This window comes from Halobacillus sp. Marseille-Q1614 (assembly GCF_902809865.1).
In the GTDB taxonomy this organism is placed as follows: Bacteria; Bacillota; Bacilli; order Bacillales; family Halobacillaceae; genus Halobacillus_A.
This window is the reverse complement of the sequence record NZ_CADDWH010000001.1, coordinates 1,086,443-1,099,884: the sequence shown is the minus strand read 5'-3', so window position 1 is coordinate 1,099,884 and position 13,442 is coordinate 1,086,443. Positions and strand designations below refer to the sequence as shown.

The following is a 13,442-nucleotide window of genomic DNA, read 5'->3' as shown; positions in this document are numbered from 1 at the left end:
GAAAAAACGCATGAAAGTTTCATGCGTTTCTAAGACGGTGACTTCGATTTATGTTTTTCGGCTAGTGATAAAAGCTCTCTGGCATGCTCTAACGTCGTATCCGTTAATTCAGCACCCGTGATCATTCTTGATATTTCATCTGCTTTTTCATCTTTCGTCAGTTCATAAACTTTTGTTGATGTACGGTTATTTTTCACTTGTTTTTCAATTCTTATGTGCGTATCCGCCATCGCTGCAACTTGAGGCAGATGGGAAATACACAGGACTTGGGATCCTTCCGAAATCCCGTGTATTTTTTCAGCAATCGCCTGAGCCACACGTCCGCTTACACCCGTGTCGACCTCATCAAAAATCACACTGGTCACTCCCTGATGGCGGGAAAAAATGTGTTTTAAAGCGAGCATGATCCTCGAAAGCTCTCCGCCTGAAGCGGTTTTATGAATTTCTTTTAAGGGTTCACCGGGATTGGTAGTAATTAAGAAAGTGATATAGTCGATTCCGTTTTTATTTAACTGGATTTTTTGGCCGTCCAGTTCAGGGTCCTGCCCTTTTCCTTCTTTATAGGAAAAATCAACCTCAAAGGCGGCTTTTTCTAAAAAGAGATCTTTTAACTCACTGAATATTGACTTTGCAAGCTTCTTCGCCGATTTCGTGCGCGTCTCATGGAGCTGCTTTGCTTCTAGGACCGCGTCTTTTCCGGCCTCTTCTATATCTGCTTCCAATCGATTAAGGTGAAGATCTTTATTCGTAATCTCATCGATTTCTTCTTCAATTTTAGAAGCATATTCCATCATTTCTTCTACAGTGGCTCCGTATTTCTTCTTCAATCGATTAAGTTCATCGAGCCGCGATTCAATCTGATTCAGCCGCTCTGGATCGAATTCTAATTCCGACATCTGTGTGCTCAATTGAAAAGAGATCTCTTCAATTATGTAGTAGGCATTCGTAAGCTCTTCGGACAGCTTAGCAGTCTGCTCATCATAATTAGCCGCACTCTCTAAAGCCGACATCGAGTGGCTCAGCCAGTCCAGTCCTCTTTGCTCTCCATACAGGGAATAATAGGAATCATGTATGCCTTGATACACCTTCTCATAGTTCATCAGCTTCTTACGTTCGTCTTCGAGCTCCTCATCTTCTAACGGCGTTAACTCCGCCTGCTGCAGCTCTTTCAGCTGAAATTCCAATAAATCGAGGCGCTGAGCGATTTCCTGTTCATTTTCTCCTAGTTCCTTAAATCGCTTACGTAAAGAAAGGAACTCCTGGTATGCTTTATTATACTCTTCTTTCGTACGTTTTAATTCAGAGCTTGCATATAAGTCCAGAAGCTCAATATGACGGTCCGGGTCCATTAATGACTGAGTTTCATGCTGAGAGTGAATATCGATCAGAGAACGTCCAAATTCTTTAAGGATTGCGAGCGTTACCAGCTTGCCGTTAATTCGGCAGATGCTTTTCCCCTGACTGGTAATGGTTCTCTGAAGAACAACCATTCCATCTTCTTCGATCTCTATGCCAAACTCTTCACCCTTTTGATATACAGGATGGTTAGGCTCTATAGAGAATAACCCTTCAATGGAGGCTTTATTTGTACCGTGGCGAACAAATTCAACAGAGCCTCTAGATCCTGACAGCAACTGAATAGCGTCAATAATAATGGATTTCCCAGCACCTGTTTCTCCCGTCAGCACGGTTAGTCCTTCATTAAATGTTATAGACACTTCATCAATAATCGCAAAGTCTTTAATCGATAATTCTGTTAGCATGAAGCGAGTCACCTCGATTTATAACATATTTAATAATTGATCACTAATGCTTTTTGTCTGTTCCTGGCTGCGGCAGATAATTAAGCAGGTGTCGTCACCGCAAATGGTTCCCATAATCTCTTCCCATTCCAGGTTATCAATTAAAGCTCCTACAGCATTTGCGTTTCCTGGAAGCGTTTTTAAGATAATAAAATGTCCGGCGCGGTCAATGCTGACAAATGCATCCATCATCAGGCGCTTTAATTTTTCAAGAGGATTAAACCGCTGGTCTGCCGGCAGGCTGTATTTATAACGGCCGTCCATCATAGGTACCTTAACTAAGTGAAGCTCTTTGATATCCCGTGATACCGTGGCCTGTGTCACGTTATACCCCATTCCTTTTAAACGGTCGACGAGCTCATCCTGCGTTTCTATATCATCGTTTGTTATTAATTCACGTATTTTTATATGTCGCTGACCTTTGTTCATGGTCACCCTCCTCACTAAACAATAGAGAGACTAAAAGCTAGTCTCCCTATTCATAAGTTTGTTCATTTTTTAAGTGATGCATGTGCTTCCTCAATCACTCTTCGAATGTCAATATGAGGCAGCATTTCCCCTTCATCTTCCCCCGAATAACGTAAATGAGCTAAAAATTCAATATTTCCATCGCCTCCAGTGATCGGTGAGTAGGTTAAGCCGTGCACTGAATAGCCTTTCTCCATGGAAAAGTTAAGCAGGTCTTCTACGACTTGCCGGTGAATTTTAGCATCTCTTACAATTCCTTTTTTTCCAACCTGTTCTCTGCCGGCTTCAAACTGCGGTTTAATCAGTGCGACCACGTCACTGCCTTCAGATAACAAATCGGAAAGTACAGGCAGGATGAGCTTTAAAGAAATAAAGGATACATCAATGGAAGCAAATTCAGGCTTCCCATGAACTAAGTTGTCGGCGGTTACGTAACGAAAATTCGTGCGCTCCATAACAATTACTTGATCATGATTTCTTAATTTCCAATCGAGCTGGTTATACCCTACATCGATGGCATAACTTAAACTTACTCCGTTCTGCAGTCCACAATCCGTAAATCCGCCTGTCGAAGCTCCGATATCCACCATAATTTTCCCTGTAAGATCGAGTGAAAATTCCTGGAGGGCTTTTTCAAGCTTCAGGCCTCCCCGGCTTACATAAGGAATCGGCCGGCCTTTGATTTTCACTTCTATATCTTCATCAACTTTAAGTCCAGGCTTATCAAGGCGTGTCTGCTCCTCAAAGACAAGCCCGGCCATAATCGTACGTTTAGCTTTTTCTCTTGTTTCAATTAGTCCTCTTTCAACAAGCAGGACATCTAGTCTAATTTTCTTTCCCATAACTTCTTAAGCCCTCTGTTGTTTAGTCATTGTCATATGTTTAATTTCATTTATTACATTTTCTTCCGTTAAGCCGACTTCTTCTAATAGCTTGTCCACGCTTCCGTGTTCAATGAACCGATCAGGAATGCCCAGGCGTTTTACCGCTGACGTGTAGCTGTAATCAGATTTAAATTCGAGCACACTTGAGCCGAATCCTCCCTGCAGAACAGCCTCTTCAATAGTAAGAATCGGCAAATTCTCTTTCATGATGTCATGCAGCATCGCTTCATCCATCGGTTTAATATACCGGGCATTGACTACTCGGACTGAATAACCTTCTTTGCCTAATCGCTCACTCGCTTTTAAAGCTAATGAAATCGTGGTGCCAAAGGTTAGAATTACAGCATCTAAACCTTCTTTTAGAACTTCCCAGCTTCCAATTGAAATTGGAGAAAGCTGCTCATCCATTTTAATGCCTATCCCATTTCCGCGAGGATAACGCAAAGCGATAGGGCCGTCATTATAGTGGACTGCCGTATGAACCATATGCTGGCCTTCGTTTTCATCTTTTGGCATCATGAGCACCATGTTCGGAATAGAGCGAAGGAACGCGACATCAAACACTCCCTGGTGAGTCTCCCCGTCAGCTCCTACCAATCCCGCACGATCAATTCCAAACATCACGTTCAGGTTTTGCCTCGCTACATCATGAATCACCTGGTCATATCCTCTTTGAAGGAACGTTGAGTAAATCGCTAAAAAAGGCTTCATGCCTTGAGTGGCAAGCCCTGCAGAAAGTGTAGTCGCATGCTGCTCGGCAATCCCCACATCAAACAGCCGTGATGGGAATTCATTTTGAAATTTTTCAAGTTTTGAGCCAAGCACCATCGCCGGCGTAATGGCAACGATTCTTTTATCTTTACGGGCTTCTTTTCTAAGCGTTTCACTAATGACCTCGCTCCACGCTGGAGGAGCATCAGCAGCTTTAATTTTTTCACCCGATTCAATTTTATAAGGTCCAACACCATGCCATTTGTCTTTTTGATCCGATTCAGCCGGGTGATACCCTTTTCCTTTTTGAGTAATCACGTGAACTATTACAGGGCCCTCTGTCTTCTTGGCATAGTTCAAGTTTTCTAAAAGATCGTTGTAATCGTGGCCGTCTACCGGACCGTAATAAGTAAAGCCCAGTTCTTCAAAAAACATGCCGGGTACGATGAAATACTTCATGCTGTCCTTTAACCGTTCCGCCGCCTGTGCCAGTTTTCCTCCGACAGCTGGAATTCGTTTCAGCAACCATTCTAAATCATCTTTTGCCCGGTTGTACTTACCTGCACTTCTCATACGTCCGAGAGCTCCATGAAGAGCTCCTACATTTCGGGCAATTGACATTTCATTATCATTTAAAATAACGGTTACATTCTTTTTCTCGTCCCCAATATGGTTCAAAGCTTCTAATGCCATCCCGCCCGTAAGAGCTCCATCTCCGATTATCGGTACAATAGAATGTTTTTCTCCGTTTAAGTCCCTTGCGATTGCCATTCCCATGGCTGCTGAAAGAGATGTGGAACTGTGACCCGTTTCCCAGACATCGTGCTCGCTTTCATTGCGTTTAGGAAAGCCGCAAAGCCCCTGATACTTTCTGAGCGTATCGAACTTTCCTGCCCGGCCTGTCAATATCTTATGGATGTAAGACTGGTGTCCCACATCGAATAGAAACCGATCTTTCGGGCTTTCATAAACTTTGTGCAGGGCCAGCGTCAGCTCAACTACTCCAAGGTTTGCTCCAAGGTGTCCTCCGGTCGATGAAAGATTTTCAATTAAAAACTTTCGTACTTCGCTTGATAATTCTTTAAGTTGATCAATTGACATCCCCTTTATAAAAGAAGGATCTTTAATTTTATACAGATCCATAAATGGACCTCCTTATATTTATCGTGTTTTTCGTGTGGATTTGGTTGAGACCGATATAATATTTATCTTTAAATTCGATTCAATCCACGCAATCACACGTGCTGCCCACAAAATAATTTTTGTTGAAGAATGAATCGCAAGAAACTTTCCTACGGCCTTTCCGCCCACGGTGATTGCAGCCACAATACTTGTCAGCAGCACTGACAAAGTTAATTGAAGGCCGGAACCCTCAGATGAACCTAGAACGTTCGTAAGCTGAATAACAACCACAGCAGAGGCCGTTCCACTTACTATACCAGATATATCCCCTATCACATCGTTACAGAAACTTGCAAACCTGTCTGCGTTTCGGACGATGATTATCGCCTCTTTAGCTCCGGAAATTTTTTCTGCAGCCATTGAATGAAACGGCGGCTCGTCTGCAGCTGTTGCAGCTATTCCTAGCATATCAAAAACAACGCCTGTCAATACAATAAGAAGAACGATGATTAACCCTATACCCCAGGCCACGCCGCTCATCACGGAGTTAGATACAATTGAAAAAATAGCCGCTAACACAAAAGTGATAACGGCAATACTCACACTGAATTTAATTGATCTTTTTAAGTTTTTATTCATTCTTAACCCCAATTGTTAAGTATTTAGTATGTAGAAAAGGAATGGTCATAAATAAAGTAAAAATTACGGCTTAGGTCTAGTAGGTTTTCCCATTTGGATACCGAGCGTCACCACTCTGGCGGTTCCCCTTTAAATCCAAATCAGCTCCGTCTCCGTAAGCTGGACTAGATTGCCACTTAGTCCGCACTATAATTCCTTATTTATGTCCACTGAACAGTCTAGGGGATTTCCCCGACAGTCTTTAGCCGTTCCTTAGCCTCTTTTGCAGTACTGATTTCATATAGTATACAACTCCATCGTTCAGTGGCCATCTGAATAATGGAATGTTCATGACTATAATCCCCTCAGCAACCACTCAAGGCAGGCTACGCTACTTTTATAGAATGATATCCATAAAATGTAGGTTCATACCCCATTTCATAAGAGTCTCTGGCAAGATTCCCTCACAAAGATGGGCCTCCGCGGAAGCCGGGTCAACGCCCACATGCCTTTGTGGATCGCCCTGCAACCTTAACTCCCAGCACCGACCCAAGGCTGGGCGCCTCAAGCCGGCACAAGGAACTTCATCGATGTGCCCTTCGGCGGATTTTTAGGCCCGCCTTCAGGAACGGAGGACCGACTAGAATACTGCACCATTCCTTTTGTAAATACAATATACCATAAATCACTTCTGTTGCTCAATTATTAAAGTTTTCACATAAATCAGTGGTTTCGCTGGCTTAAGTAGTCAATTAATTCAGACAGCATCGTATTTGCCACGTCCGCCCTTCTTAAAGACTGCTGGGCGATTTGAACATAACGTTCCTTCTGCTCGACAGCCCCTTCTAGGCCAAGCAGCTGTGGATAGGTGCTTTTTTGATTTGAAACGTCACTGCCCGTCGGCTTGCCGATTGCTTCAGCGTCACCGATCACGTCTAAAATATCGTCCTGAATTTGGAAAATCATGCCGAGAGCTTCTGCCATTTTCAGCATTTCAGCCAGCTTTATTTCATCTGCGCCGCTTAAATAGCTGCCCGCAAGAATTGAAAACCTGAGCAGCTGACCGGTTTTATTTTTATGAATGTATTCAAGTGCTTCGAGGCTGATCGACTCATCTTCACTCTGCATATCCAGCATCTGACCATTCACCATACCAATAGGCCCGCTGGCTCTCGATAGTTCGTTAATTAGAAAAACCTTCTCGCTGTCAGAAAGCTGAACGTCTTCTGAAATGACTTGAAAGCTTAAAGTAAGCAGCGCGTCACCCGCTAAAATGGCTGTTGCCTCATCAAATTTCATATGATTAGTCGGCTGGCCTCTTCTCGTATCGTCGTTATCCATAGCGGGCAAATCATCGTGGATTAACGAGTACGTGTGAACCATTTCTAAAGCGCAGGCGGTGCTGATTCCTCTCGATACTGGTGAACCGAATGCTTCTAATGCAGCCAGCACTAAAACCGGTCTCAGCCGCTTTCCACCCGCTCGGATGGAATAAAGCATTGCATCTCTTAAACGTCCTTCTCTCGTGTACTCTTGCACATACATTTCAAGCTGTTCGTTAATATAACCTTTATTCTTTTCCACATATGCCTGTAACGACGCCACTATTCGTCCTCCTGAACGTCAAAAGCTTCAAATTCACCATGTTCATTTAAAATCTGCTGCATTTGTTTTTCTACACTTCCTAGCTTTTCATTACACAATTTGGAGAGCTGCATCCCTTCCTGATAATACTGAATAGCTTTTTCTAAAGGTACTTCTCCAGTTTCCAGCTTCTGTACAATCTCTTCCAGCTGCTTCATCGCTTCTTCAAAGCTGATATCGTTTTTTTCCTCACTCATCAGTTCTCCTCCTCTATTCCTTCTACGTCACAGTAAATGGTTCCATTTCGTACCGTCACTTTTAAAGGATCTCCAGGCTGTACTTTATGAACATCATTAACAACTTGATCATCATTCGTATACGGTATGGCATATCCACGTTTGATTGTATCCAGCGGATTTAACAATGAGAGCTTCTCCAACTGCTTATAAAACTGGTCTTTCTTAGCGGAGAATTTAGATTCAAATTGAGATTGAAGCTGCTTTGTTCTATCATCTACGGATTTTCGATTTGTTTCGATTTCTGACGCAGGGTGTCTTTGCTGCAAACGGTTATGCAGGTAATTTAGTTTCTCTGTATAAGATTCATGAACCTGTTCGACCCGATTATTTAACTGCTCCATCATCCGGTCGAGATCCTGTTCTTTCTGCTTCATCAGCTGTTCAGGATATTTAAAGGCATAAGATCTTTTTAAACGGTTCAGCCGATTTCTCCCATCGGTCTGCAAAACGTTCATACTGCGGTCCAGTCTTATCGTAAAGTTCCTGATCTGTTCCTTCACTTCTACGAGGGATGGGACAGCAAGCTCAGCGGCACCTGTAGGCGTAGCCGCCCGAACATCTGCTGCAAAATCACTGATCGTAGTATCCGTTTCGTGCCCGACGGCTGAAATAACTGGGATGTTCGAATGTTCTATGGCTCTTGCCACAGCCTCTTCATTAAATCCCCATAAATCCTCAATGGATCCGCCGCCTCTTCCAACAATAAGTACATCACAGTCCATGTGGCGGTTCACATAGTCAATCGCTTTTGAAACAGAAGATGCCGCCCTTTTACCTTGGACGACAACCGGGAAAATAGACACTTTGACGATCGGGTATCTTCGCTTAATCGTCGTTAAGATATCACGAATGGCAGCCCCAGTCGGAGAAGTGATTACACCGATATGTTTAGGAAAAGAAGGAATCGGCTTTTTTCTTTCTGCAGAAAACAATCCTTCTTTCTCTAATTTTTCTTTCAGCTGTTCAAATGCTAAATAAAGAGCGCCGATACCATCAGGCTGCATATCCTGTATGTAGAGCTGATAGTTCCCCATCGGCTCATAAACATTGATTTCCCCGCGGATAAGAACGTTCATGCCATTTTCCGGCCTGAACTTCAGGAAGCGGTTGTTTCCTGCAAACATAACCGCTTGAATTCTCGCTTGATCATCTTTTAATGTTAAATACATATGACCGCGGCTGTGGCGCTTAAAGTTAGAAATTTCTCCTCTCAGCCAGACTTCTTTTAAGTGAGGATCGTGAGAGAGCTTTCTTTTTATATATTTTGTTAACGCGGTCACCGTTAAATATCGATCGTTCACGTGAATTTCCCCTTATTTTTTATGAATCCACTTCGCAGCTTTGATCGTATTGTGAAGAAGCATCGTGATTGTCATAGGTCCTACTCCTTTTGGTACAGGTGTAATGTGGGAAGCTTTCTGTGCGGCTGATTCAAAGTCGACGTCTCCGGTAAGCTTTCCGTCCACTCTATTAACCCCAACATCAATGACGACTGTTCCTTCCGAAATGTCTTCCCCAGTAATAAGCTGTGCCTTTCCTGCTGCTACAATCAAAATGTCTGCCTGCTTCGTATGTTCTCTTAGATTTTTCGTTCTAGAGTGACAGTAAGTAACTGTTGCATTCTCGTTTAACAGCAGCTGACCAACCGGTTTACCAACAAGATTACTGCGGCCGATGATCACTACGTGTTTGCCTTCAATAGAAATATTGGCTCTCTGAAGCATAACGAGGATGCCAAACGGAGTACATGGATAAAAAGTATCCTGGCCCGTCATTAATTTCCCTACATTGATTGGATGAAATCCATCTACATCTTTGGCTGGATCTATCGCTTCAATTACCTTTTGTTCATCTATCTGCTTAGGAAGCGGAAGCTGAACGAGTATACCATGTACGGAAGAATCCTCATTCAAATCGTTTATAATGTTCAGAAGCTTCTCTTCGGTAGTATCTTCTGGTAGCTCGAGTAAATCAGAATTCATTCCTACATTTTCAGAAGCCCTCTGCTTTCCTTTAACATAAGACTTAGAGGCAGGATCTTCTCCGACAATTACCACAACCAGCTTTGGATGGATTCCCTGCTCTTCTAATTGAGCGACTTCTTCTTTCATTTCCTGACGCAGCTGTTGTGCCAAATCCTTACCATAAATTACTTCTGCACTCATAAATCATCTTCCCCTCTTTTTAAAATTTACTTGACCATTTTAGACAGTACACCGTTAATGAATTTGCCGGACTGTTCCTCTCCGAAAACTTTTGCCAGCTCAACTGCTTCATTAATGGCTACCTGCGGCGGCACTTCGTCCTGATGCAGCAGTTCGTAGGCTGCAATACGGAGAAGCGTCTTTTCTACTCTTGCTAAGCGGGAGAAAGACCACCGCTCCAGGTTCTTTTCTATGGCAGCATCGATTTCTTCCTTATGTTCGATCACTCCGTATACAAGTTCCGTTAGAAATTTATCTTCCTGTTCTTCTTCAATAACGTGTTCAATCGCTTCCTGTTCGGTAATTTCATGTGAATCCATTTGAAACAGGGCCTGAAAAGCTTTTTCTCTTGCTAAACGTCGTTTCATCTATCTTGCTCCTTTAAGGTCATATCCGTTAGAATCATAACATTTTCACTTATAAAATGCTATAAACCGACAAAAGACCAGCTTAGGGTTTCCCCTGCTGGCCTTTATCTCTTTATTCTTCTTCCGTATCACTGTCTTCTTTCGTCTCCATCTGGACACCGACTACGTGAACGTTTATTTCTTTAATTTCTAAAGCCGTCATGTTTTTTAGAGCCTGTCTCGTATTATCCTGGATTTTCTTAGCAGTGTCAGGTATAGAGATACCGTAATCAAGTACGACATAAGCGTCAATAGCGATTCCCTCTGCTTCCAGCTCAACTTTTACACCTTTGCCGTGGCTTTTCTTTCCTAAGCGTTCCACTACACCTGTAGCGAAATTTCCGCGCATGGAGGCAACACCCGTCACTTCAGAAACCGCAATCCCTGCGATCACTTCAATAACTTCTGGTGCAATTTCTACATTACCTAAAGTAGAACCTTCTGTAACGTTCAACAATTGTTTTTCATCCATTTTATAGACTACTCCTCTCCTGTTTCGTCACTCATTACGCTGTAATTCTCAAGGAATTTAGTATTAAAGTCTCCACCCACAAAAACCTCATGCTCCATCATGCGCTGATGGAACGGAATGGTGGTATGAACGCCTTCAATAACAAATTCATCTAAAGCACGCTTCATCCTTTGAATGGCCTCTTCACGATCCCGCCCATAAGTAATTAATTTGGCAACCATTGAATCATAATATGGCGGAATCATATAGCCCGGGTAAGCCGCGGAATCAATGCGGATTCCAAAGCCGCCCGGCGGAAGGTACATATCGATTTTTCCTGCGGAAGGCATGAAATTTTTAAAAGGGTCTTCGGCATTGATACGGCATTCAATGGCCCAGCCTTCAAACTCGATTTCCTCCTGTGTAAAGGAAAGCTTTTCATTATTAGCAACTTTCAGCTGCTCTTTAATTAAATCGACGCCTGTAACCATCTCTGTTACAGGATGCTCTACCTGAATACGAGTATTCATTTCCATAAAATAAAACTTCTGTTCATTCTGATCAAAAATAAATTCCACGGTACCTGCACCGGAATAATCTACGGCTAAAGCAGCCTTAACTGCCGCATCACCCATTTTCTCCCTGATTTCCGGTGTAACGGCAGGAGAAGGTGTTTCTTCAATCAGCTTCTGAAGACGGCGCTGAATGGAGCAGTCACGCTCGCCTAAATGAACGGCATTGCCATGATTATCCGCAAGCACCTGGATTTCGACGTGGCGGAAATCTTCAATATATTTTTCAATATAGACGCCTGGATTACCAAAGGCCGTTTCAGCTTCCTGCTGTGTCATATTAATACCTTTTACAAGTTCTTCCTCTGTTCTCGCCACGCGGATTCCTTTACCTCCACCGCCTGCCGTCGCTTTAATGATTACAGGGTAGCCGATTTCTTCAGCCACTTTCTTTCCTGCTTCTATGTTTTCAATGATCCCGGTTGAACCTGGTACGACAGGAACCCCCGCTTCTCTCATCGTTTCTCTGGCCACATCTTTCGTACCCATTTTTTGAATTGCGTAAGAAGAAGGACCGACAAAGATAATATTGCACTCTTCACACATTTCGGCGAATTCTGCATTCTCCGCTAAAAACCCGTATCCCGGGTGAATCGCATCAGTTTCCGTTAAAGTCGCCAAACTCATAATATTCGTATAGTTTAAGTAACTGTCTTTGCTTAAAGTAGGGCCGACACAGTATGCTTCATCAGCGATTTGCACGTGAAGCGCCTCACGGTCCGCTTCTGAATAAATCGCTACTGTCTCGATCCCCATTTCTTTGCAGGCACGGATAATACGAACTGCGATTTCGCCCCGGTTTGCAATTAAAACTTTCTTAATCATTTTTTCACTCCCCAATTAAGCCGATTTCACTCTGAATAAAGGCTGTCCGTATTCTACAAGCTCTCCATCATTAACTAAAATCTCAACGATTTCTCCAGAGACTTCTGCTTCGATTTCGTTAAATAGTTTCATCGCTTCTACTATACAAACAACGGAATCCTGTTTGACTTGATCGCCTACTTTAACATAAGCATCTTGATTAGGGGATGGAGACTGATAGAAGGTTCCAACCATTGGGGAAGTAATTTCTTTATCATAATTTGTGGATGCTGGCTTTTGCTCAGCTTCACTTTCTTCTTTTGGAGCTGGTTTCTCTGCTGATTCAGGTGCCGTCTGCTGAACAGGCTCAGGTTTAGGCTGGCTTGATTCCTGCTGCAAAGGGGCTTCTGTTACTACTGCTCCATTGCTCTTCTTCATGCAAACTTTCGTTCCATTTGATTCATATGAGAACTCATCAATTTGCGATTTGTCGATTAACTTAATTAATTCACGAATTTCCTGGACTTTTAACATCCTTGTCCACTCCTTTATGTAAATATACTTAGCAGGTAGTAAAATCTCCTTTTAATATTTTACGATACATTTCCACATTACTCAACTATCCTGAGAATTTGGCCCATAACCAAAACCCTTAATCTTTCTTATGGGGTCTGACTGTCGAGAAAGTCTCAACCGTTTTTTCCCATAGAATTTCCTGATAAAGCTAACGTGGTTGGCAGGATCCCATTGGCCATAAAAGAAGACTAATGGCGCGGGAACCACCTCGATTTCCTACGAGAAGACGGCAAGCCTCCTCGGGCTTTTTGCCCTGTGACTTCTTGCCAGCCTTGCGTGTCCCTTAAGGAGTCTCGCTGCACTCCCCTTCGAAAGAAAAGTCGGTCGTCAGAAAGCATGAGTTTTTTCTACAAACTAAAAACCCTTAACGGTTGTGTTAAGGGTCTTAAGCTTTAGTTCTCAGGCTGAAATTTCACTTCGACTCGTTTTTGACCAAATTCATCAGAAACCATCTGCATGATCTCTCTCGTTTCAGCTTTGGTGAGCTCGTTTGCTTTGATTGTTACTTGAATGACATCTGCTTCTGCTCTTACTAAAACGTCCTCATAAGGAACACTCGCACGAATCGTATTTTCTAAAACGGACTCTTTGGAAGCTGTTGCTTGAATAGATTCCATTTCTTCCATGGCTTCATTTTTCTCTTCCGCAGAAAAATCGCTGGATGCTACGATCTCGGATAATTGCTCGGTTTTTTGGTCACGCTCATTCTGCTTTTCAAGACGGATAGAAGCAAATAATTCTTCGGTAGATACATCTGAAGTGACTGCGTTTTCTGATGTGGCTTCGCTGTCTCCTGTTCCTTCCTCAAGCCACTGATCATCCTGAATAAATGCCATTTCTCCATTATCCGGTGACGTCATGTAATACACGCTTAACACAATTAGTAAGCTTAACATCGTTAACAACCAAACCGTTTGTTTTTTAACCAAGAGAATCCCTC

At 42.9% G+C, this 13,442-nt stretch carries 14 protein-coding genes; all 14 read right to left on the bottom strand.

Annotated features, from left to right (window positions below):
• Positions 1-29: 29 nt before the first annotated feature.
• The 14 genes from recN to HUS26_RS05420 all read right to left on the bottom strand — a co-directional run bounded on the left by recN (position 30) and on the right by HUS26_RS05420 (position 13,431).
• Positions 30-1,763: a DNA repair protein RecN gene (gene recN, locus HUS26_RS05485; protein WP_173916197.1), complete on the bottom strand. Its 1,734-nt coding sequence runs from the start codon at positions 1,761-1,763 to the stop codon at positions 30-32.
• 18 nt (positions 1,764-1,781) lie between these two features.
• Complete coding sequence (gene ahrC, locus HUS26_RS05480) at positions 1,782-2,231, bottom strand: transcriptional regulator AhrC/ArgR (RefSeq protein WP_173916196.1); 450 nt, start codon at positions 2,229-2,231, stop codon at positions 1,782-1,784.
• Between the two features lie 62 nt (positions 2,232-2,293).
• Complete coding sequence (locus HUS26_RS05475; RefSeq protein ID WP_173916195.1) at positions 2,294-3,112, bottom strand: TlyA family RNA methyltransferase; 819 nt, start codon at positions 3,110-3,112, stop codon at positions 2,294-2,296.
• Positions 3,113-3,118: 6 nt separating this feature from the next.
• Positions 3,119-5,008, bottom strand: coding sequence for a 1-deoxy-D-xylulose-5-phosphate synthase (dxs, locus tag HUS26_RS05470; protein WP_173916194.1), 1,890 nt, complete (start codon positions 5,006-5,008; stop codon positions 3,119-3,121).
• Positions 5,009-5,026: 18 nt separating this feature from the next.
• Positions 5,027-5,626 (bottom strand): hypothetical protein, encoded by a 600-nt coding sequence (locus tag HUS26_RS05465; RefSeq protein WP_173916193.1) that lies wholly within the window; start codon positions 5,624-5,626, stop codon positions 5,027-5,029.
• A 702-nt stretch (positions 5,627-6,328) separates the two neighbouring features.
• Positions 6,329-7,210 (bottom strand): polyprenyl synthetase family protein, encoded by an 882-nt coding sequence (locus tag HUS26_RS05460; protein ID WP_371809553.1) that lies wholly within the window; start codon positions 7,208-7,210, stop codon positions 6,329-6,331.
• Entirely contained in the window at positions 7,210-7,446 is a 237-nt protein-coding gene (locus HUS26_RS05455; protein ID WP_173916192.1) for an exodeoxyribonuclease VII small subunit, read from the bottom strand. Before HUS26_RS05455 ends, HUS26_RS05460 begins: the two co-directional genes overlap by 1 nt.
• Positions 7,446-8,789 (bottom strand): exodeoxyribonuclease VII large subunit, encoded by a 1,344-nt coding sequence (gene xseA / locus HUS26_RS05450; RefSeq protein ID WP_173916191.1) that lies wholly within the window; start codon positions 8,787-8,789, stop codon positions 7,446-7,448. Before xseA ends, HUS26_RS05455 begins: the two co-directional genes overlap by 1 nt.
• A 12-nt stretch (positions 8,790-8,801) precedes the next feature.
• Complete coding sequence (gene folD, locus HUS26_RS05445) at positions 8,802-9,653, bottom strand: bifunctional methylenetetrahydrofolate dehydrogenase/methenyltetrahydrofolate cyclohydrolase FolD (RefSeq protein ID WP_173916190.1); 852 nt, start codon at positions 9,651-9,653, stop codon at positions 8,802-8,804.
• Between the two features lie 26 nt (positions 9,654-9,679).
• Positions 9,680-10,060 (bottom strand): transcription antitermination factor NusB, encoded by a 381-nt coding sequence (gene nusB, locus HUS26_RS05440; RefSeq protein WP_173916189.1) that lies wholly within the window; start codon positions 10,058-10,060, stop codon positions 9,680-9,682.
• A 112-nt stretch (positions 10,061-10,172) separates the two neighbouring features.
• Complete coding sequence (locus HUS26_RS05435; RefSeq protein ID WP_173916188.1) at positions 10,173-10,571, bottom strand: Asp23/Gls24 family envelope stress response protein; 399 nt, start codon at positions 10,569-10,571, stop codon at positions 10,173-10,175.
• Between the two features lie 8 nt (positions 10,572-10,579).
• A complete protein-coding gene (accC, locus tag HUS26_RS05430; protein ID WP_173916187.1) occupies positions 10,580-11,947 on the bottom strand; it encodes an acetyl-CoA carboxylase biotin carboxylase subunit in 1,368 nt (455 codons plus the stop codon).
• Positions 11,948-11,962: 15 nt separating this feature from the next.
• Positions 11,963-12,460 carry an acetyl-CoA carboxylase biotin carboxyl carrier protein gene (accB, locus tag HUS26_RS05425; protein ID WP_173916186.1) on the bottom strand — a complete coding sequence of 166 codons (498 nt, stop codon included), beginning with the start codon at positions 12,458-12,460 and terminating at the stop codon, positions 11,963-11,965.
• 434 nt (positions 12,461-12,894) lie between these two features.
• A complete protein-coding gene (locus HUS26_RS05420; RefSeq protein ID WP_173916185.1) occupies positions 12,895-13,431 on the bottom strand; it encodes a SpoIIIAH-like family protein in 537 nt (178 codons plus the stop codon).
• Positions 13,432-13,442 lie beyond the last annotated feature (11 nt).

Bases quoted from the DNA above. Each gene is read 5' to 3' on its own strand.
- recN (WP_173916197.1), bottom strand. From the start codon at position 1,763: ATGCTAACAGAATTATCGATTAAAGACTTTGCGATTATTGATGAAGTG.
- ahrC (WP_173916196.1), bottom strand. From the start codon at position 2,231: ATGAACAAAGGTCAGCGACATATAAAAATACGTGAATTAATAACAAAC.
- HUS26_RS05475 (WP_173916195.1), bottom strand. From the start codon at position 3,112: ATGGGAAAGAAAATTAGACTAGATGTCCTGCTTGTTGAAAGAGGACTA.
- dxs (WP_173916194.1), bottom strand. From the start codon at position 5,008: ATGGATCTGTATAAAATTAAAGATCCTTCTTTTATAAAGGGGATGTCA.
- HUS26_RS05465 (WP_173916193.1), bottom strand. From the start codon at position 5,626: ATGAATAAAAACTTAAAAAGATCAATTAAATTCAGTGTGAGTATTGCC.
- HUS26_RS05455 (WP_173916192.1), bottom strand. From the start codon at position 7,446: ATGAGTGAGGAAAAAAACGATATCAGCTTTGAAGAAGCGATGAAGCAG.
- folD (WP_173916190.1), bottom strand. From the start codon at position 9,653: ATGAGTGCAGAAGTAATTTATGGTAAGGATTTGGCACAACAGCTGCGT.
- nusB (WP_173916189.1), bottom strand. From the start codon at position 10,060: ATGAAACGACGTTTAGCAAGAGAAAAAGCTTTTCAGGCCCTGTTTCAA.
- HUS26_RS05435 (WP_173916188.1), bottom strand. From the start codon at position 10,571: ATGGATGAAAAACAATTGTTGAACGTTACAGAAGGTTCTACTTTAGGT.
- accC (WP_173916187.1), bottom strand. From the start codon at position 11,947: ATGATTAAGAAAGTTTTAATTGCAAACCGGGGCGAAATCGCAGTTCGT.
- accB (WP_173916186.1), bottom strand. From the start codon at position 12,460: ATGTTAAAAGTCCAGGAAATTCGTGAATTAATTAAGTTAATCGACAAA.